Source organism: Proteus sp. FZP2095 (assembly GCF_023701425.1).
In the GTDB taxonomy this organism is placed as follows: Bacteria; Pseudomonadota; Gammaproteobacteria; order Enterobacterales; family Enterobacteriaceae; genus Proteus; species Proteus cibarius.
This window is the reverse complement of record NZ_JAMQBJ010000002.1, coordinates 370,388-389,324: the sequence shown is the minus strand read 5'-3', so window position 1 is coordinate 389,324 and position 18,937 is coordinate 370,388. Positions and strand designations below refer to the sequence as shown.

The window sequence follows — 18,937 nt, the reverse complement described above, 5'->3', positions numbered from 1 at the left end:
CTTAACGGTGCTGTTTGGAGTCACTAATGGATTTCAGAAATGTTCTACGAAAAAATGCTATTCGAACTCGTTTTGTTATAGCAACATATTTGCTCTTAATGCTTATGATCGGTTTGCTGGTGGATACGGCTATCGGCGCAAATCCCTATTTAGATCTGATCGATAATATGTGGGCATTTCTGACGTTTCAATCTCTTCCCATTGCCACATTAATTATTCTCGCTATTTCGATTTTATTGCTTATCTTTATTCATTTTAAAGGGCATAAAATCATGCTTACAGGGATGAACGCGCGATTAATTAGCCCTGATGACACCTTAAATGCACAAGAGCGCCAATTACTCAATATTGTTGAAGAGCTTAGTTTAAGTGCAACTCTGGGCTACATTCCTAAACTCTATCTTCTTGATACACCTGAAGCCAATGCTTTTGCAGCCGGTTGGTCTGAGAAAAATGCCTTTATTGGTGTAACAACGGGTTTATTAAGTCGTCTTAATCGCCAAGAAGTACAGGCTGTATTAGCTCATGAAACAGGACATATTATTCATGGTGATTCACGACTGACATTATATGTTGGCATATTAGCCAACGTTATTTTGACGGTAACAAATATCTTTGGCAGTCGTTTATATATTGCCTCAGGTAATCGAGGTGGTAAAAGTAATGACGCAGCAAGTAAAGCTCGACTGATTTTAATTATTCTAAACTTTATTTTGCCGATCATTACACAGGTACTCTATTTCTATTTATCCCGAACTCGCGAATATATGGCAGACGCTGCGGCGGTTGATTTAACCCAAGATAATCAAGCGATGATTAATGCACTAAAGAAAATTTCAGCACAGCATGACACTGAAAACTTTGAAGATGGTTCGACGGGACGAGCTTACCGTAAAGCTGCTTTTATTTTTAATAAAGGGGACTCATTTTTTTCAACACACCCTTCCATTGAAAATAGGATCGCAGTGCTAGAAGGTCGAAAGACGTTTTAATTCGTATCATACAAAGCAGTCAAAAGAAAAAAGCGTTTTCCCCTGTTTATCAATATGGTTCAAACGCTTTTTTAATTCTTATTTCTTAGCAACAATCCGATTAACGCTGTTTTTCACCGTGATGAAAAATAGCGGTACGTAAACGCTCTTGTTGCTCATAACGCAGTGGAAATTCAATCGTTTTATCTTTACCTAATTCCACTAAAAGTTCATTCATGGTTTGAATACTGGTTGTAGCAATAGCGTCATCAACCTGTTTCACCATTTCACTATAATGAGACATCGTGATCTCCTTTTTCTCATAAAAATCTTAACCGCTATCATATTACAAGAAAGAGAAATTCTATATTTTTAGTCGCACAAAGCAGGATTAAATTGAGTTAAGTGGCTTATTTTTTGTCTCTTGTCCCAATAACATCACCGCTAATATTCCAATCACTATTGAAAAACTGAAAATCAGAAATATTGAGCTTATTGCAAATTGATATTGAACCAAATATCCCACCATTAAAGGCCCTAATATTCCGCCAATACGTCCTATTGCTGTTGCAGTTCCGGCTCCTGTTGTCCGAATTCCATCGGGGTATTGTTCTGGCGTATAAGCGTATAAAGCCCCCCAAGCGCCCAAATTAAAGAACGATAACAACATACCGAAAATAAGTAATGTTGCCGTTGAATCAGCCACGCTGAAATAATAAGCACTGATGGCCGTTCCGGCTAAATAAGTCACTAAAACAAACTTTCGCCCATAGCGTTCAATTAACCACGCCGCCGTAAAATAACCAGGCAACTGCGCTAAAGTCATAATAAGCACATATTGAAAGCTCTTAATTAAGCTAAAGCCTTTTAACATGGCAACACTTGGTAACCACAAGAAAATACCGTAATAAGAGAAAACGACACAAAACCATAAGATCCATAACATTAGCGTTGAACGACGATATTGTGGTGACCAAATTAATGCCATTGATTGTCGAATCGATAGACGTGTTTTTTTCTGTGAAATATGTGATGAAGTAGGTTCAGGTAACTTTGAACGTAAATAGAGAGCATATACCGCAGGTAATGCGCTTAATAGCATCGCCATACGCCAGCCATAATCAGGAATAATAAAGTAAGCAATCAACGCTGCAATTAACCAACCGACAGCCCAAAAACTCTCTAATAAAACAACAACTCTGCCTCGCTCATGGGTTTCAACACTTTCACTAACAAGCGTTGAGGCAACGGGTAATTCGCCACCTAATCCCATTCCAATAAAGAAACGTAAAACAAGTACCACCATCAAAGAGCTTGCTAATGCCGTTAACCCACAACCTAAGCTAAACAGTAACAAAGTAAAGATAAATACGGGTTTGCGCCCTTTTCTATCAGCCATAATGCCAAACACAAAAGCACCAACAGCCATTCCGATTGAATTTACACTACCAATCCAACCCAATTGTGATGCCGTTAATCCCCAATCTTCTTTTAATGCCGTGAGTAAGAATGCGAGTAATCCGACATCCATAGCATCAAAAGTCCACCCCATACCTGCAATACATAAAAGCTTATTACGAGAGATTGCCTCAGGTGCTTTACCTGTTTGGCTTGCCGTTGTCATTACATTTCCTTTTTATCCCCTGCCAAAGTGTTTAGTATACTAAACAAGAAAAATCTCTTTGTTAATAGCAAAATCATAATTTAAATAAAAATTAACATTTATGCTGAAAAAATAGCTAAAAAAAATCGGTATCTCTAAATAAGATACCGATTTCAACTTTTATAACTTTCTATTTTGCTTTTTTGATTAGCTTCTTAAACCTCGGCCTTTTTCAATTAAATACCATGCAATAACGTAAAACACGGCAATGAAAAGACACAAAACACTAATCGTTACGGTTAAAGAGACATCTGTAATGCCCAGAAAACCGTAGCGGAAACCACTAATCATATAAACAATTGGGTTAAGCTTGGATACACCTTGCCAAAATTCAGGTAATAGTGAAAGTGAGTAGAATACGCCACCTAAATAGGTTAATGGTGTTAAAACAAAGGTTGGAATAATACTAATATCATCAAAGGTCTTCGCAAAAATCGCATTTAATAATCCAGCGAGAGAAAACACAATTGAGGTCATCAGTAATGTCACTACGACCATTGTCCAAGAATGTATTTCTAAAGGCACAAAAAATAGTGAAATTAAGGTCACTAATATACCAACACAAATACCACGAGCCACACCACCACCAACAAAACCGGCAATAACAACATGCGTTGGTACTGGTGAAACTAATAATTCTTCAATGCTACGTTGAAATTTCGCACCAAAGAAAGAAGAAGAAACGTTCGCATAAGAGTTTGTTATCACTGCCATCATAATCAGGCCAGGAACAATAAACTGCATATAATCGACACCGCCCATATCGCCAATTCGTTTACCAATCAGGTTGCCGAAAATAACGAAATAGAGAGACATAGTTATTACGGGTGGAATTAATGTCTGTACCCAAATACGACCGAAACGAGTAACTTCTTTAATCCAAATGGTTTTGAGGGCTACCCAATACAGCTGAATCATTCCCTCTCTCCTTCTACTGTATGCTCTTCATTAACTAAGTGAACAAATAATTCTTCAAGACGGTTGGCTTTATTTCTCATACTTAACACTTGAATACCTTGTGCATTAAGCTGAGCAAAAACACTATTTAGTCCTTGCTCTCTTTTAACATCAACTTCTAATGTTGATGTATCAACCAAGCGATATTGATAATTTTGTAATTCAGGTAATGGGCTTTTTGGCGCAAGATCTAAAATAAAGGTTTCAGACTCTAATTTACTTAATAGCCCTTTCATACTGGTATTCTCAACCAGCTCGCCCCGTTGAATAATACCAATATTCCGACACAGCATTTCAGCTTCTTCCAAGTAGTGTGTGGTTAGGATAATGGTAGTGCCTTCAGCATTTAATTGTTTTAAAAACGTCCACATTGAGCGACGCAATTCAATATCAACGCCAGCGGTAGGCTCATCAAGAATAAGTAATTTAGGTTGGTGCATTAATGCACGCGCAATCATTAAACGGCGCTTCATTCCCCCAGATAAAAAACGTGCTCTATCTTCACGCTTTTCCCATAAATCTAACTGGGTTAAATAAATTTCGGCACGTTCTAATGCCAATTTACGAGGTACCCCATAATAACCGGCTTGATTGAGTACAATTTGTAATACGGTTTCAAAAGGGTTGAAATTGAATTCTTGTGGCACTAATCCTAATTGACGTTTTGCATTGACCATATCGGTATCGGTGTCATAACCAAATACTTTGACTTTACCGCTACTCTTATTAACTAAAGAGCTAATAATACCAATCGTGGTCGATTTGCCTGCGCCATTAGGGCCCAATAAAGCATAAAAATCGCCAGCCTCAACGGTGAGATCAATTCCTTTTAGCGCTTTTACGCCATTGTGATAAGTTTTCGTTAACTCCGTTAACTCCAATGCATACGTCATATGTGGGAATTACCTTTTATCAACTGCATTATTCAGCATTAACTGAGCTGAAATCAGAAAATAAGCTTAGTTTAAAGAATAAAATGGAATAAGTTATTCTAGAGAATATTCGGTGCCAAATAAACCGTTTTAGAGCTTATGACACAAACGAATAAATAAATATTTTTTAACTATTACAATAATAAAGAATAAGAGATGGAGAGAAAGAAAATTAACTGTCAAGGCCCTGGTTCTTTTATTTCTTACGAATATTCTGATGTTTTAATAAATTTATCCCTCGGTGCAATCATTTAGCCTAATTGATACCAATAAAATAATTGCCTTTGTTTCTCAAGTTTACTGATGGATATTATCTCGTCATTTACTATATCAATCAATGATACTTATTCTTTTTTATCAAATTTATTTTCAGTGTAATAATAAAGTGAGTAACCATAAATATAAGATTTATTTATAAATTTTTTATGGGGTTCTATTTTTGAATAACACAATGGCTGGCTTAACAAACGGTTATCTTTTTACACATTTGATTTACATCAAAGAATGTATTGATAAATTAATTAAACAAATGCTATAAAAAGATCTATCTTATTTGAAAGCGAAAAATTACAAGCAATTATCTGTCACTTGGCTTTAAAAAAGCCCTCTGATTAATTCAAAAGTAATGGTATAAAAATACCCTTTCTTAATGGATCTATCGCATCCAACAATAACACAAGAGCTATTTCGTGTTGGCGTACTGTCAGCGCAAATGGTGGGAAACCGAATTTACAGGCAGTCACGTCATGATGAGAAAAATTGAAGAGCTGTTAGCCAATAACAAGCAATGGTCAGAATCTGTTACTGAAGAAAATCCTCAGTTTTTTAAAGATCTCTGTAAAGGCCAAAAACCTCACTTTTTATGGATTGGTTGCTCTGACAGCCGCGTTCCAGCAGAAAAATTAATCAACGCAGCACCGGGTGACTTATTTGTTCACCGTAATGTGGCAAACTTAGTCATTCACACTGACTTAAACTGCCTTTCTGTGATCCAGTATGCGGTTGATGTATTACAAGTTGAACATATTATTGTCTGTGGTCACTATGGTTGTGGTGGTATTGAAGCCGCTATTGAAGGCACTGAATTGGGACTTATCAATAACTGGTTACTGCATATCCGTGATATCTGGTACAAACACAGTTCTATGTTAGGTGAACTAGCTCCACAAGAACGATTAAACTTACTTTGTGAACTAAACGTTATTGAACAAGTGTATAACTTAGGCCATTCAACGATTATGCAAGCCGCATGGAAACGTGGGCAAAAAGTGATGATCCACGGTTGGGTTTACGGCTTAAATAACGGTGAACTACACGATCTTGATGTCACCTCTGATAGCCGTGAGAAACTTGAACTTTCTTATCGTCAAGCAATGGCAAAATTGAGTCATCCACGTTAATAAGATACGTTCGATTAAATAACAAAAAACCCGCCTAGAGCGGGTTTTTAACTGCTATTTTAAGTAAATAAATTACTCATCTAATAATGTTACATGCCCAATATAAGGTAGGTGACGATAACGCTGTGCGTAATCAATGCCGTAACCAATAACAAATTTATCTTCGATGGAATAACCAATCCACTCAACAGGAACATCCACTTCACGGCGAGAGGGTTTATCCAATAAAGTACAGATAGAAATAGAAGCGGGCTCACGTAAGCTTAGAATCTCTTTAACACGATTTAAGGTGTTACCTGAATCGATAATATCTTCAACAATCAGAACATCTTTACCACGAATATCTTCATCGAGATCTTTAATAATTTTAACGTCACGTGTTGACGTCATACCATTACCGTAACTTGATACAGTCATAAAATCGACTTCATGGTTCACGTCAATTTCACGGCATAAATCTGCCATAAAAATAAAAGAACCTTTTAACAAGCCGATTAAGACAAGATCATGTTGGCCTTGACGTGGGCGGTAATGTTCTGTGATTTCACGACCTAGCTCAGCAATACGCTGTTTGATCTCTTCTTCAGAGATCATGACATCAACAATATGTTTCATGATTAATTTCGATTGGGTTAACGGGGAAAGCAATCGATTGTACCAGAACTTCCTTCATCATGCGACGATCTGATTTAATGAAAATAAAGGCACAAAATATCAATTTCATGCCCTTTATTAATTTATCTTACTGATATTAATAATTTTTACAGTGATTGATTATTTGCTAACAGTAAAACCCGCCATCATTCCAGTATCTTCATGTTCTAATAAATGACAGTGCGCCATAAATGGATGTGCTTTTGTGGCCAAATGGTCGAACTTCACTAAAATTTCGCTAAATTGCCCTTCAACTTTTACGATATCTTTCCAACCTTGGCGATGCTTCTCTGGTGCTCTACCATTTTCAGATAAAATACGGAACTGTGTACCATGAACATGGAATGGATGTAACATCATGTCACCACGACCAGAAACAACCCAACGCTCATAAACGCCTTGTTTCACATCAAATGCAGGTTCAGTCATTGAGAATGGAATACCATTGATACTATTGGCATTATAGATATCTAAATCACCATTGCCATGACCGCAATTCATTCCACCGCCCATCATGCCACTACCGTTACCTTGACGCATATGACTCATTCCATGATGAATACCTGCTAGTGCTTTATCGCCGTAACGCTCTGTTAATAGCATCATACCTTGCATATCTAAACGCATATCCATACGCAGATGTAATGTACGCGTTGAAAGATTGCTTAATACGGGTAATGCAGGAATAAGCGCCAATTGCTCAGGTAACAAACCTTGCCCTTTTTCTGCAGAAGGTAATAAACGTAACACTGGTAATACATTATCAAATGGTGCTAAAACCATCCCCATTTGACGAACAGGTAAAGTGACAATATCAAAATCGCGTCCATCAGAGGTATCCACTAAAACTTCAAAGCGCTCTCCCATTAAGATCGGTAATTCAGTCACTTTTACAGGCTCTGCGAGTAATCCACCATCACTTGCAATCACATACATTGGTCTGCCATCACTTGTCGCAAGATTTAAACTGCGTGCATTACAGCCATTTAAGAAACGCAATCTAACCCAACCTTTTGGGACAATATGCAGTGGTTGAATAGCGCCATTGGTTAACATCATATCGCCAAACCAACCAATTGCAGCGCTCATTACGTCGAGTTGATAATCGATTTGCCCATCACTATCTAAACGCTTGTCTTGTAAAATAACGGGTAAATCATCAACCCCCCAACGATTAGGCAATTTCCGGTTTGCGGTTTCATCATCTTCTATAATCACTAATCCCCCTAACCCCATGGCAACTTGCTGTCCAGTAACACCATGAGTATGAGGATGGAACCAACATGTTGATTCAGCTTGATTGGGTGTGAAAGTGACCGTACGAGATTTTCCTGGCTCAATCATTGCTTGTGGGCCACCGTCTTCTTCACCACTGATTTCAAGTCCATGCCAGTGAACCGTTGTCGTTTCTGGTAATTGGTTATTGATATTAATTGTGACGGGTTGACCACGTTTAAGTTTCAATGCTGGGCCTAATAAACTACCGTTATAGCCCCATGTAGTGGTATTCGCGGTAGGTATAAATTTAGAAATACCTTGTTGAATATTCAGAACAATCTTTTGTTGGGCATCGGGGGTAATTTGAGGTGGAATAGCCAATGAAGGCGTGTTACTTTGGGCAAACGCAAAGCGACTCCAACTTGGTAATAATGTTACAGCACTTAATGTGGCGCCTAATTTTAAAAATTCGCGACGTTGCATAATATATTCCTTTGAATAAAAACAAATTATTTTGTATTTATCGAAATAAGATGAATCAAGAAGTTTTGTAAACTATTACCAATGCTAAAGTTTCCCCTTACTGGAAGGTCAATTTAAAACCCAACAAAACAGCGGGTCTTTGCAAAACTTTTAACTACATTAAGCCAAATAACAAAACTTGCTAAATCATCACACAAAGGAACAGCACACCTAATGAAAAAAATGTTCGCCTTGTTCTGCACACTAACGCTTTCTTTTACTCTGTTTTTTTCTTCGAGTGCAAAGGCGTTAACTTATACACAAGCAGAAGACTTGGCTGATTTAACCGCCATCTACCTTTTTTTAAATAAAGATTGTGGTTATGAGCAAATATCAAAATCTAAAATTGAAAGAGCCTTAATGGTCTTTTCTCGCTCACAACAATGGGATGTGAGTAATTACTCAACGTTACCGATGAGCAAATTAAATGAAGATAGCTACAATGATCTAAAAGGTATTGAAGTATCACACAATAAAAAATGCCAATTATTAGCTAATAAATCTCTCAGTTTATTAAACTATTAATGCCCCTATTAAGCCACAATTGGATTGATAGAATAAGATAACCTCTTGAAATAGCATGCTTGTTTTTCAATATCGGCAACTAAATAGAGGTTATCAAAAAAACAAAATTATCCCTTTTATATTTTATTCTTCTTTTTTGTTCTGATTATTTTTCTTCTGTTTATATTCATTCCAATACAGAGCCACTGATGGAATACTTTGAATAATCAGCATTCTAAAAATATGATTCGACATAACAAAAGCCGCATCTACGTTCATCGTTATCGCAGCAAATGTCATAGCTTCCATACTTCCTGGCGCCCAGGCCAATACTAAAGTCGCCCAAGGAACCCCTGTTAAATAAGCCGCCCCCCACGCAACAATCACCGTGAGGATCACATTAATAATAACCACTTGAACAGAAGAAAAGGCATTCTTAATTAATGATGAAAGTGGAAAAACAACAAAATGTGCCCCGATATTCATCCCAATTAAAACCATACTCAATTCATTAAGTAACATGGGAAAAGCAATGGATTCGCTAACAAACGATTGGATCAGTATCGCACTACCTAATGACGTTAACATAAAGGGTGCAGGGAATCGGATTTTCTGCAATAAAAGCCCTGAACCTAACCCTAAAGCCACAATCAATAATAACCACAATAATGAAACTAGCGTTATTTCAGGTATAGTGAACTCTGGCATATTGGCTTTATCTGATCCCACAATAAAACCCGCCATAATAATCAACACCATTAAACGAATAGTATGAGAAATAACTATTTTTTGAGGGGGCGTTTTTGTATGATCTGTTAATGCTAAAATAGCAGCCATCGCACCGGGCACTGCCCCAAGCATTGATTCTTCTTTCGTCCAACCAATATGACGGTGGAACCAAAAGTAGCTCACAAAAAACTGAATGGCTAAACAAACAACAAGAGTGAGTAATAGAATAATTAAATTATCAGCACTACCTAAATGAACTTGGTTAAACATTAAACCAACTGAAGTTCCTAACGTGAGTTGAATAAAGGTTAATGTATGTTTAGGAACCGCAAGCTCCCATTTAAAGCGATAAGCGATAATAACGACGAGAATAGGCCCAAACATCAGTGCCATGGGTAAGCCTGAAAGAGTAAGAACACCACCTATTAATGCACAAAACAAAATACCGGGTAGAGTTTTTAAAAACAACATGTTGTGTGATCCGTTTTTTTAATTATGGTTTTATCCTAGCATTTATATAAATATTTAATAAACAAATAGTGATAATGTTATTATTATTTTTCTTAATACTAAGAGCCGATTATGTCGTTAAAAATTACTACAAATCCAACACCAAATGAGATCAATGAAATTTATGAAGGATTGTTAACCCACAACCTTCGTTATATTCAGATGGAACAATACTCACCATTGGCTGTTTTTAAGGAAGATAACGGTAAAAAAATAGGCGGGATCACAGGAGATATTTTAGGAAATTGGTTACGTATTCGCTATTTATGGGTAGATAAAGCCTATCGTGGACAAAACATAGGTACAGAATTACTGCAAACAATGGAAAATACAGCAAAAGAAAAAGGAGCCAAATATGCTGAGGTCGATACCTTTAGCTTTCAAGCCCTGCCTTTTTACCAAAAGCAGGGATTTGAGATATTTGGCACCCTAGAAAACTATCCTGTGAGTGATAAAAAATATTATTTAAGGAAAGCACTATAGATTTTCATGTTCTAATTTCATGATACTTATTAACGAGAAATAGTTTACTCTATCTCTTACAGTTTATTAATTTCATTACTAAGATTTTCAATAAATCCATTAATTAAATTAGACACACTATCTAAAGATTCAACTTTTTTATCTAAATTAGAGATAGTTAGACTATTAATTGAATTGTGAATTACATTCATCATATTTATTTTTAACTGAGCCATAGCTCTTTCGTCAAAAATAGGTTTATCAATAAAATTAATTAAACCTTGAAGATTGCCAAGAACATTTTCAATAGCCACTTGAAATTTTTCATCACTCTCTGTCTTCTTAGGTTCTTCAGATGAAATTTGAGATTCGACACTGAATAATTGGCTACAAGCTGTATTTAATTTAATTCTTATATTCTCAATACTCTCTTTATAGATAAGATCATTACTATTGCTGGAAGCAGAAAAACCTATTTCAGCGAGTGTGTTTACTTCAAATAAACTAGTTATAATATTTTGTATTGCTTCATAGATAGGATTTTCTTTTATTGCCTGAGATCCTATATTAAGTGATTCTTCGAGCTCTTTGGTTAAATTACTTAAATTGCGTGAACTTTGCTCATCTAAAATATCTTTTTTAGTTACTTTATATTTATCTTGTAGTTCCTCTAAATATATTAAATCACTATTACTATGCTCAATTATATCCTTAACATTATCTTGTAGTTCATCTAAATATATTAAATCACTATTACTATGCTCAATTATACCTTTAAAATCACCTTCTAACACACCAAAACTAGATATCCGATCGCTCTGAAGCTTTTGTTCCAATTCAGTATTATCAAAATCAGTTTCTTCATCTGAATTAATTGAGGTATCAAAATCAGTTTCTTCATCTGAATTAATTGAGGTATCAAAATCACTTAAACTATCCAAATCCTCTAAATCTGTTGATGTTGATACATCTACTAATATTGGTGCCTCTGTTGATGTTGATGCCTCTGTTGATGTTGATGCCTCTGTTGATGTTGATGCCTCTGTTGATGTTGGTGCCTCTGTTCGTTTACTTTCATAAAACTCATTCATGTATTTAGGTATCCATGCATCTTTAATTTGATCGAAAAAACTATCGACTTTATTTCCTTTGTTACCTTCACCAAGAATAATGCTCATGATATTGAGTAGATTATTTAGCATTACCTTATTAAAACAAGCATTCATTATTTTAGGATCATTCACTAATAATAAAACTAAAAAGTTAATTTTAGAAAGAAACTTTTCTCTATTTTCACTTGTGGAAAATTTAGATAAAATATTTCCTTTTTCTCTTTCATCTAAAAAAGCTGATTCAAATTGATAGGTCGAAATAATTTCATTATATATTTTTTTAATATCACTTCCTTTTACTCGTCCGAGTCTTTCTTTTAAAATATTTTCAAATACGTCTGCAATTTTTTTTTCAGTTTCATCATTGGACTTTCGACAAAAATATTCTGCTCGTTGTAATTCATTTAAATAATTAAAAAAACTATATCTATCTTTAAACTTACTATTTTCATTTTTAATAAGAGTAATAAATAAATCTATTTTTTCCCTTTCTTTCAGTAAACTATCACTCAGCTTAGTCATATCGATTAATTTTTGATTTAATCCATTCTTTTCTTCTTTTAAATCAGAATCTTGCTCTACTTCCAAATCATTTTTCAAAGCTATATTATTATTTTCTTTTTCTAAATTTAGATTATTTAAATCAATATTATTTTTATTTAATTTCTCCTGTAATAAACTGATAGTTTCTTGGCATTTTTCAACATTTTCCTTTCTATTTGAAATACCTATCCTACCGGTTTGACTTACAAATAATAATGTTGACAATCTTTTTATTCCACTAAATATTTTTTTAACTAAATTAAACTCAATTTCTGTATTTGAAATTTTTTTTATATTTTTCGTAATAGTTAAATTGTCGTTATTGAAAAAATCACGCTTAGTTGAAAACGAAATTTTCCTCTCAAAATTACTTATATTATTTAAATCGATCATATCTTATCTCCCATCTATTAAAATCAGCTATAACATATTTTATTCCTTTTATTTTTTTCGATTTATAAAAATCACACAATAATAATCAGCAAACTACTTTCAATAAAAATACGACATATTATAAGACTCAAAAAATAGAAATAAAAAAAGATATCAAGAAGTGATATCTTTTTTTAAGTTTATTTATTTTTTAGCAATAGCTAATAATGAAAGATTACTACTCTTTTAAATCGTTATATACCGTCGCTCTTGAAACACCGAGGTATTGTGCGGTAATTTCCATTGCCTTACGCAGTGAAAGATAGCCTTCATCTTGTAAACAAAGCAACAATTCGCGTCGTTGATGCGGCTTTAATGCTCTTGGTGTCACTGAATAAGTCGCAGAAAACTCATCAATACGTTTTTTCAGCGAATCTTCAGTCACTGAACTAAAGGTTTCAATAATGTCATTACCTTCTTCAAGGGTTGCAAATTGGTTAAGTACCATTTGTAACCCTTTGATCATTGAAATATCAATATTTAAACATAATGCAGCAACGTAATTGCCTTGCTTATCTTTAATACCGATAGAGGTACTTTTTGCTGTTCGACCATCAGGGAACTGATTTGGGTAATTCGCCACTATTTGAGGGAAATTTGACGATTCAATACGCGCCATTCCCAACTCAGTTGCTCTGTCCCCAACTTTTCTACCTGATAGGTTATTTTCAATGACCATAATGGTATTCTCACTATCGGTTAGATCATGAAGTACAACTTCACAAAAAGGCGATAATGTTTTACCAATGCCTTGTGCAATAAATTGTAGTTGTTCTACCAGCCACTCTTGGTCTTCTGTTTTGTGTGACATAACGATCCCTGCAATAGCTAAAACGTAAATGATTTATACAATTTTAACTGATTTATTCAAATAATTAATCGTTATCTGCAGGATAATCAGACTTTGCCTGATTTAAGATAGCTTTTGCCATCCATTGGGTCATATCAATGACCTGTTGATCATCCATTTTCCAGATATCTTTCATTACTAAAAAGACTTCAGACCCGTAAATTAAAGAGAACGATTTAATCACCTTATCCCACATTTCTTCGGGGTAGCGTGATTTTAATGGCTCAATAACTTTGAGTAAAATATCTTTACGGTGACCACGAATAAATCGTTTTTCTGCATATTCACTTGATTGTCTCTCTTTTGCCCATTGCTGTAATGAAACTTGCAAAGCACCACGCAGTGCACCTTCATGTTTAAACATTTGTGGATAGGCAAGATTGAGCAACTCGGTAATGCGTTGTTGCGTATTATCTTCAGGAGTGGGCCGCCATGCAATGATTGGCGCTAAACTTGCATCAACTGTGGCACTAATTAAATCACTTTGTGTGGGAAAATAACGATATGCGGTTGCTCTCGAAACACCTGCATGTGCTGCTAATTCTGACACCGTCGGTAACATCCCTTGCTCAAAAAGCCCCAATGCTGTTGTCACTAATAATTGATGGGTTCTTTTTCGTGTACCGGACATTGCATCCGTTTCATCACTGTAACTCATAGAAGATCCTTCGTTATTTCTACACTTTTATGTGTCTGGCTTATCTTAAGCTAAATACTTACAACACTTAACGTTTACTTTAGGTGATTAATCACACCTTATCGACCTTTTATGTACAAAAAATAAAAATAATGAGACTCCAGTCTCAAAACAATGCTATGATAAATGAAACTCAAGTCTCATTATGATTATAATCTATTCGTCGATAATTATAAAAGGTATGGGAAGGCTTATGAAACAGTATGCTGGTTCTATTTATATTGCCACAACGCTTGATACTAAAAGTGCTGAGATTTTTTATGTCAGTGATTTAATTAAAAAAGCAGGCCTTCCTGTTAAAACCGTTGACTTGACAACCAAACCCACGGCATTGGCACGAGAAGCTGATGTCACCGCAACAGAAGTTGCACGCTTTCATCCAAATGGCTCAGAAGCTGTTTTTTGTGGCGACAGAGGGAAAGCAATAGAAGCGATGTCAATCGCATTTGAACGCTATTTAACTCACTGTGATGATGTCTTAGCCATTCTTGGACTAGGCGGTTCAGGGGGAACGGCATTGATTACACCAGCAATGCAATCTTTGCCAATTGGTGTACCTAAATTGATGGTATCTACGATGGCGTCTGGTGATATTTCAGGCTATATCGGTGCAAGTGATATCTCAATGATGTACTCCGTTACAGATGTATCCGGCTTAAATCGTATTTCTCGTAAAGTTTTAAGAAATGCGGCAAATCAAATAGCTGGCGCTGTTTATTTTTATGAAGAAGAACACGTTGTTGATAAACCGGCTGTCGCATTAACGATGTTTGGCGTGACTACGCCTTGTGTACAACAACTCACACAAAAACTTGAAAATAATTATGACTGCCTTGTTTTTCATGCCACAGGAAGTGGCGGTAAAGCTATGGAAAAACTGGCAGACAGTCACTTACTTCATAGTGTGCTCGATCTTACAACAACAGAAGTGTGTGATTACTTGTTTGACGGTGTGCTTGCTTGTGATGAAGACCGTTTTGGTGCAATCGCCCGTACCAAAACTCCTTATATAGGTTCTTGCGGTGCATTAGATATGGTGAACTTCGGTCGCCCATCAAGTGTTCCTGAGAAATATAAAGGACGTCAATTTTATCATCATAATTCACAAGTCACCTTGATGCGCACAACACCAGAGGAAAACCGTCAATTAGGTATCTGGATCGCTGAGAAACTCAATCAGTGTGAAGGTCCATTGCGGTTTGTATTACCACAGGGCGGTTTTTCAGCTCTAGACATAAAAGAAGGCCCTTTTTGGGACCCTCAAGCAAACCAAGCGTTTTTTGATGCATTTATAACAACATTTAAAGAGACAGAGACTCGTCAGTTAGTCATCAGTCCTTATCACATAAACTCCGCTGAGTTTACTCAGCAAATTTATAATTTACACCAGGAACTTATTTGTTAACCACGGAGAAAGAAGAATGACTCATTCACGTGAAACGTTACTAAAAAAATTCAATGAAATGATTGCACGCCATGAACCCATTATTGGTGGTGGCGCAGGTACAGGACTTTCAGCTAAGTGTGAAGAAGCCGGTGGTATTGACCTTATTGTTATTTATAACTCTGGTCGTTATCGTATGGCTGGCCGCGGCTCTTTAGCGGGTTTATTAGCTTATGGTAACGCTAATGAAATCGTTATGGATATGGCAAAAGAAGTATTACCCGTTGTTAAACATACACCCGTGCTTGCTGGTGTTAACGGTACAGACCCTTTCTGCAACTTTGATAAATTCTTAGATGAAGTGAAAGCAACAGGGTTTGCTGGCGTACAAAATTTCCCAACAGTAGGTCTAATTGATGGTAATTTCCGCGCTAATTTAGAAGAAACAGGTATGGGTTATGGACTTGAAGTGGATATGATCCGCAAAGCCCATGAGAAAGATTTATTAACCACACCTTATGTCTTTAGCCGTGAAGATGCGATTGCAATGACTGAGGCGGGCGCAGATATTATTGTGCCTCATATGGGATTAACAACTGGTGGTAATATTGGTGCTGAAACGGCATTAACATTAGCCGACTGTGTTCCTTTAATTAATGATTGGGCAAAAGCCGCTAAAGCTGTACGTTCTGATGTTATTGTACTGTGTCATGGTGGCCCAATTGCAACGCCAGAAGATGCACAATATATCTTAGATAATTGCCCTGATTGTCACGGTTTCTACGGCGCAAGCTCAATGGAACGCTTACCAACAGAAGTGGCATTAACCGCAACAACTAAAGAATTTAAAAGTATTAAACGCTAATTCAAAATCATCAAGTTTGCCTAAGCGTTAATTCATATTGCCCACTTTATGTGGGCAATATTTTATGCAGAGCGTCTTAATTAAAATTAAACCAATTTGGCAATTAATGTATTTAAATCGCCAGCTAAGAAATCAACGGGTGGAATTTCAATAACAGTATAAGCACCTGCACGTTGTTTCATGCTGGCTCTTGCAGCAGACACCATAAATTGAGAAGTCAATGCTGGGTTGTTAATACGCATTGAATATTCAAATAATTGATTATGTGTTTTACCTGATACCCCTTTATGAGTCATATGAACACCATGCCCCACATCTTTTAAGCTATCGACACTATCAACTTGCTTAACATGCGTTTCATCAGAAGAGAAATAGCTATCAGCTTTAATAGCTTGCTCTACTTGATTAAAATTCGCTCCTGCTTCCAATTCCACATAAACCATACGACGATGAACACCCGTCCCTAATGGGATAGTCATTGAAAGTGCATCTTTGACACCCTCAATCGCTTTAGCTGCAACACTATGCCCCATGCTCATGCCTGGCCCAAAGTTAGTATAAGTGATCCCTTTTGGCGCCATAGCTAACATTAAAGTACGAACTATAGAATCAGAGCCTGGATCCCAACCTGCTGAAATAACAGCAACACGGTCATGTTTTTTTGCGACGTCATCTAATTCTGTTTTTAATGACACAATTTCACTGTGAACATCAAAACTATCTACTGTATTAATGCCTAAGCTTAAAATAGATTTAGCTAACTCTTTAATTGCACGAGTTGGTGAGCATAAAAGAGCAACATCAACATCACCTAATGTTTTAATATCGTTAGTCACGGTAATATTTTGCAGTTCTTCTGGAACATTGTTGATATCACGACGAACAACACCCACTAATTCAAAATCTTGAGCCGCTTGAACAGCCTCTAATGCAAATCGACCAATATTGCCATAACCTACAATGGCCACTTTTATTTTAGTATTCATTAATTCCCCTGACTTTAACGTTAATCATCTCTTAATGATAATAGTGATTAGTTATCAATGAATAAACCATATAAATATCTTTTTTGCCAGATAAACATTATTTGTGCTATTCCCTTATAAATAAACCTTGTAGAATCCCCTATCTTCCTACACGTTATATTAATAAATCGATTTCACTCTGTTTTTAAGAAGGTTTTCAATGCATCAGTCTGATGTAGCGGATCGCTCGCTTTTTTCTCTTAGTTGGCCAATATTTATAGATATTTTCCTACATCTAGCCACACTATTAATTAATACTTACATGGTAAGCCACGTTTCGACCGCTTACTTAGCAGCAATGGGTGTCGGTAACCAAGTTTTTGATCTTTTTATCACTATTTTTAGCTTTATTAGTGTGGGGTGTAGCGTTGTTATTGCCCAATATTTAGGTGCGGGTAAAAAAGAAAAAGCCAGCCAAGCCATTCATATTTCTATCGCTTTTAACTCTTTGCTAGGTATTAGTAGCGCTTTGATCATTCTTTTCTTTGGCTACAATATTCTACATATCATGAATACGCCTGAGCATTTAGTGCAAGATGGCTATAACTATTTACATATTATAGGTATTTGCCTTATTCCTGAGGCAATTTCGATTATTCTTGCAGCTTGTCTGAGAGTTTATGGCAAATCAAAAGCCGCCATGTATGTCACATTAATCGCCAACATCGTTACCGTTATTGGTAATATGATTGTGCTTTACGGCTTCTTCGGTTTACCACAATACGGATTAGTCGGTGTTGCTTGGTCTACTGTTGTAGGCCGTATTATTGCGGTTATTTTATTGTGTGGATTATTGTTCTACGGTTTACGCATTAAGTTTCAAGCAAGGCAACTCTTTATCTGGTCCAAAAATATGCTTGGAAAAATTCTACACATTGGTTTACCAGCTGCTGGTGAAAATCTAGTTTGGATCTTACATTACATGACTGCATCTGCCTTTATTGGTTTAATGGGCGAAGTCCCTCTTGCAGCACAAACTCTCTATTTCCAATTGTCACTATTTTTAATGCTCTTTGGTATTGCAATTAGCATTGGTAATGAAATTCTTGTGGGACATTTGGTTGGCGCTAAACGCTTTGATGATGCCTTTAATCGTGGTTGGAAAAGTTTAAAAACAGGCGTGATATTTACGATTGGTGTTGTTATTGTTTATTGGTTTATGCGTGATCCTATTTTGTATTCCATTACAGAAGATCAACGCATCATTGACCAATTGATCCCGCTATTTATTTTATCGGTCTTTTTAGAACCGGGTCGTACTTTTAATATCGTAATGGTAAATGCCTTGCGTGCCGCTGGCGATGCTAAATTCCCTCTGATGACAGCAATTTGCTTTATGTGGGGTGTCGCAATTCCGGTGGGTTATTTCCTCGGTATTAAGATGGAAATGGGCTTAATTGGTATTTGGATCGGCTTCCTTTGTGATGAATGGCTACGAGGCTTAACTAACGCATGGCGTTGGCGTTCTCGAAAATGGCAAGCAAAGCGCTTAGATATATAACTATCA

The 18,937-nt window shown here is 36.2% G+C and carries 18 protein-coding genes; 7 read left to right on the top strand and 11 right to left on the bottom strand.

All coding sequences use genetic code 11. The annotated features are described in order from the left end of the window. Positions 1-26 precede the first annotated feature (26 nt). A complete protein-coding gene (htpX, locus tag NBG71_RS11955) occupies positions 27-992 on the top strand; it encodes a zinc metalloprotease HtpX (protein WP_075674127.1) in 966 nt (321 codons plus the stop codon). 100 nt (positions 993-1,092) lie between these two features. Here the strand turns inward: htpX and NBG71_RS11950 are convergent, their stop codons facing one another. The 4 genes from NBG71_RS11950 to NBG71_RS11935 all read right to left on the bottom strand — a co-directional run bounded on the left by NBG71_RS11950 (position 1,093) and on the right by NBG71_RS11935 (position 4,484). Continuing rightward, the gene (locus NBG71_RS11950; protein ID WP_075674126.1) at positions 1,093-1,275 is read right to left on the bottom strand and encodes a DUF2526 family protein; all 183 of its coding nucleotides are present in this window, start codon (positions 1,273-1,275) and stop codon (positions 1,093-1,095) included. A gap of 87 nt (positions 1,276-1,362) precedes the next feature. Then, positions 1,363-2,595 carry an MFS transporter gene (locus NBG71_RS11945; protein ID WP_075674125.1) on the bottom strand — a complete coding sequence of 411 codons (1,233 nt, stop codon included), beginning with the start codon at positions 2,593-2,595 and terminating at the stop codon, positions 1,363-1,365. Between the two features lie 186 nt (positions 2,596-2,781). Then, the gene (locus tag NBG71_RS11940) at positions 2,782-3,552 is read right to left on the bottom strand and encodes an ABC transporter permease (RefSeq protein WP_075674124.1); all 771 of its coding nucleotides are present in this window, start codon (positions 3,550-3,552) and stop codon (positions 2,782-2,784) included. After that, on the bottom strand, positions 3,549-4,484 hold the full coding sequence (locus NBG71_RS11935) for an ABC transporter ATP-binding protein (RefSeq protein ID WP_075674123.1): 936 nt from the start codon (positions 4,482-4,484) through the stop codon (positions 3,549-3,551). The genes NBG71_RS11940 and NBG71_RS11935 overlap by 4 nt, the downstream gene beginning before the upstream one ends. A 785-nt stretch (positions 4,485-5,269) precedes the next feature. On the opposite strand from NBG71_RS11935, the gene can reads away from it, so the two are divergent. Continuing rightward, a complete protein-coding gene (gene can / locus NBG71_RS11930) occupies positions 5,270-5,923 on the top strand; it encodes a carbonate dehydratase (RefSeq protein ID WP_075674122.1) in 654 nt (217 codons plus the stop codon). Between the two features lie 72 nt (positions 5,924-5,995). On the opposite strand, the gene hpt is transcribed toward can, so the two are convergent. Together hpt and cueO are read right to left on the bottom strand one after the other, a co-directional pair. Further along, positions 5,996-6,538, bottom strand: a complete 543-nt coding sequence (gene hpt, locus NBG71_RS11925) for a hypoxanthine phosphoribosyltransferase (protein WP_036932823.1) — start codon at positions 6,536-6,538, stop codon at positions 5,996-5,998. A gap of 159 nt (positions 6,539-6,697) precedes the next feature. Beyond that, positions 6,698-8,278, bottom strand: coding sequence for a multicopper oxidase CueO (cueO, locus tag NBG71_RS11920; protein ID WP_250916876.1), 1,581 nt, complete (start codon positions 8,276-8,278; stop codon positions 6,698-6,700). A gap of 213 nt (positions 8,279-8,491) precedes the next feature. On the opposite strand from cueO, the gene NBG71_RS11915 reads away from it, so the two are divergent. Then, the gene (locus NBG71_RS11915) at positions 8,492-8,842 is read left to right on the top strand and encodes a YacC family pilotin-like protein (protein ID WP_075674120.1); all 351 of its coding nucleotides are present in this window, start codon (positions 8,492-8,494) and stop codon (positions 8,840-8,842) included. A 123-nt stretch (positions 8,843-8,965) separates the two neighbouring features. Here NBG71_RS11915 and NBG71_RS11910 read toward each other — a convergent pair whose 3' ends face one another. After that, positions 8,966-10,021 carry an AbrB family transcriptional regulator gene (locus NBG71_RS11910; RefSeq protein ID WP_075674119.1) on the bottom strand — a complete coding sequence of 352 codons (1,056 nt, stop codon included), beginning with the start codon at positions 10,019-10,021 and terminating at the stop codon, positions 8,966-8,968. A gap of 111 nt (positions 10,022-10,132) precedes the next feature. Here NBG71_RS11910 and NBG71_RS11905 point away from each other — a divergent pair, with 111 nt between their 5' ends. Next, positions 10,133-10,543, top strand: coding sequence for a GNAT family N-acetyltransferase (locus NBG71_RS11905; protein ID WP_250916875.1), 411 nt, complete (start codon positions 10,133-10,135; stop codon positions 10,541-10,543). 56 nt (positions 10,544-10,599) lie between these two features. Here NBG71_RS11905 and NBG71_RS11900 read toward each other — a convergent pair whose 3' ends face one another. The 3 genes from NBG71_RS11900 to NBG71_RS11890 all read right to left on the bottom strand — a co-directional run bounded on the left by NBG71_RS11900 (position 10,600) and on the right by NBG71_RS11890 (position 14,117). Next, a complete protein-coding gene (locus NBG71_RS11900; RefSeq protein WP_250916874.1) occupies positions 10,600-12,570 on the bottom strand; it encodes a hypothetical protein in 1,971 nt (656 codons plus the stop codon). 217 nt (positions 12,571-12,787) lie between these two features. After that, positions 12,788-13,420 (bottom strand): helix-turn-helix transcriptional regulator, encoded by a 633-nt coding sequence (locus NBG71_RS11895; RefSeq protein ID WP_075674283.1) that lies wholly within the window; start codon positions 13,418-13,420, stop codon positions 12,788-12,790. A gap of 64 nt (positions 13,421-13,484) precedes the next feature. Continuing rightward, positions 13,485-14,117, bottom strand: coding sequence for a TetR/AcrR family transcriptional regulator (locus NBG71_RS11890; protein ID WP_099659952.1), 633 nt, complete (start codon positions 14,115-14,117; stop codon positions 13,485-13,487). A gap of 232 nt (positions 14,118-14,349) precedes the next feature. Between NBG71_RS11890 and NBG71_RS11885 the strand changes: the two genes are divergently transcribed. Beyond that, positions 14,350-15,561: a Tm-1-like ATP-binding domain-containing protein gene (locus NBG71_RS11885; RefSeq protein ID WP_075674285.1), complete on the top strand. Its 1,212-nt coding sequence runs from the start codon at positions 14,350-14,352 to the stop codon at positions 15,559-15,561. Positions 15,562-15,577: 16 nt separating this feature from the next. Beyond that, positions 15,578-16,405 (top strand): phosphoenolpyruvate hydrolase family protein, encoded by an 828-nt coding sequence (locus NBG71_RS11880; protein ID WP_099659953.1) that lies wholly within the window; start codon positions 15,578-15,580, stop codon positions 16,403-16,405. An 86-nt stretch (positions 16,406-16,491) separates the two neighbouring features. On the opposite strand, the gene NBG71_RS11875 is transcribed toward NBG71_RS11880, so the two are convergent. Further along, a complete protein-coding gene (locus tag NBG71_RS11875) occupies positions 16,492-17,391 on the bottom strand; it encodes a diaminopimelate dehydrogenase (RefSeq protein ID WP_075674287.1) in 900 nt (299 codons plus the stop codon). Positions 17,392-17,590: 199 nt separating this feature from the next. Between NBG71_RS11875 and NBG71_RS11870 the strand changes: the two genes are divergently transcribed. Beyond that, positions 17,591-18,931, top strand: coding sequence for an MATE family efflux transporter (locus NBG71_RS11870; RefSeq protein WP_099659954.1), 1,341 nt, complete (start codon positions 17,591-17,593; stop codon positions 18,929-18,931). The last annotated feature ends 6 nt before the right edge of the window (positions 18,932-18,937 follow it).

Bases quoted from the DNA above. Each gene is read 5' to 3' on its own strand.
- htpX (WP_075674127.1), top strand. From the start codon at position 27: ATGGATTTCAGAAATGTTCTACGAAAAAATGCTATTCGAACTCGTTTT.
- NBG71_RS11950 (WP_075674126.1), bottom strand. From the start codon at position 1,275: ATGTCTCATTATAGTGAAATGGTGAAACAGGTTGATGACGCTATTGCT.
- NBG71_RS11945 (WP_075674125.1), bottom strand. From the start codon at position 2,595: ATGACAACGGCAAGCCAAACAGGTAAAGCACCTGAGGCAATCTCTCGT.
- NBG71_RS11940 (WP_075674124.1), bottom strand. From the start codon at position 3,552: ATGATTCAGCTGTATTGGGTAGCCCTCAAAACCATTTGGATTAAAGAA.
- NBG71_RS11935 (WP_075674123.1), bottom strand. From the start codon at position 4,484: ATGACGTATGCATTGGAGTTAACGGAGTTAACGAAAACTTATCACAAT.
- can (WP_075674122.1), top strand. From the start codon at position 5,270: ATGATGAGAAAAATTGAAGAGCTGTTAGCCAATAACAAGCAATGGTCA.
- hpt (WP_036932823.1), bottom strand. From the start codon at position 6,538: ATGAAACATATTGTTGATGTCATGATCTCTGAAGAAGAGATCAAACAG.
- cueO (WP_250916876.1), bottom strand. From the start codon at position 8,278: ATGCAACGTCGCGAATTTTTAAAATTAGGCGCCACATTAAGTGCTGTA.
- NBG71_RS11915 (WP_075674120.1), top strand. From the start codon at position 8,492: ATGAAAAAAATGTTCGCCTTGTTCTGCACACTAACGCTTTCTTTTACT.
- NBG71_RS11910 (WP_075674119.1), bottom strand. From the start codon at position 10,021: ATGTTGTTTTTAAAAACTCTACCCGGTATTTTGTTTTGTGCATTAATA.
- NBG71_RS11905 (WP_250916875.1), top strand. From the start codon at position 10,133: ATGTCGTTAAAAATTACTACAAATCCAACACCAAATGAGATCAATGAA.
- NBG71_RS11900 (WP_250916874.1), bottom strand. From the start codon at position 12,570: ATGATCGATTTAAATAATATAAGTAATTTTGAGAGGAAAATTTCGTTT.
- NBG71_RS11895 (WP_075674283.1), bottom strand. From the start codon at position 13,420: ATGTCACACAAAACAGAAGACCAAGAGTGGCTGGTAGAACAACTACAA.
- NBG71_RS11890 (WP_099659952.1), bottom strand. From the start codon at position 14,117: ATGAGTTACAGTGATGAAACGGATGCAATGTCCGGTACACGAAAAAGA.
- NBG71_RS11885 (WP_075674285.1), top strand. From the start codon at position 14,350: ATGAAACAGTATGCTGGTTCTATTTATATTGCCACAACGCTTGATACT.
- NBG71_RS11880 (WP_099659953.1), top strand. From the start codon at position 15,578: ATGACTCATTCACGTGAAACGTTACTAAAAAAATTCAATGAAATGATT.
- NBG71_RS11875 (WP_075674287.1), bottom strand. From the start codon at position 17,391: ATGAATACTAAAATAAAAGTGGCCATTGTAGGTTATGGCAATATTGGT.
- NBG71_RS11870 (WP_099659954.1), top strand. From the start codon at position 17,591: ATGCATCAGTCTGATGTAGCGGATCGCTCGCTTTTTTCTCTTAGTTGG.